Here is a 271-nt window from a genome sequence, read left to right on the forward strand (position 1 = left end):
CATCAGAACTGCACGAGGGCAACATGACAGGTGCACAGGAACCTGAGGTCATGTCCACGAAACAAGTGCGGATAGCAGCGCTGGCAGAGCGCTTCCCGCAGCGTGCCTTCACGTCACTGGCGCATCATATCGACGCCCAGTGGCTGAGGACGGCCTACCTGATGACGCGCCGTGACGGCGCCGTCGGGATCGACGGCCAGACGGCGGACGACTTCGCGCGCGACTTCGAGGCTAACGTCCAGCGTCTGCTGGAAGCGGCCAAGAGCGGTCG

At 64.2% G+C, this 271-nt stretch carries 1 protein-coding gene; it reads left to right on the forward strand.

What is annotated here, in order from left to right; genetic code table 11:
* Window positions 1-50 precede the first annotated feature (50 nt).
* A partial coding sequence (locus CWI66_RS17865) for a hypothetical protein (protein WP_198517625.1) occupies window positions 51-271 on the forward strand: 221 nt, incomplete at its 3' end.

It is taken from the genome of Halomonas sp. 141 (genome assembly GCF_002810305.1).
GTDB lineage: Bacteria > Pseudomonadota > Gammaproteobacteria > Pseudomonadales > Halomonadaceae > Vreelandella > Vreelandella stevensii.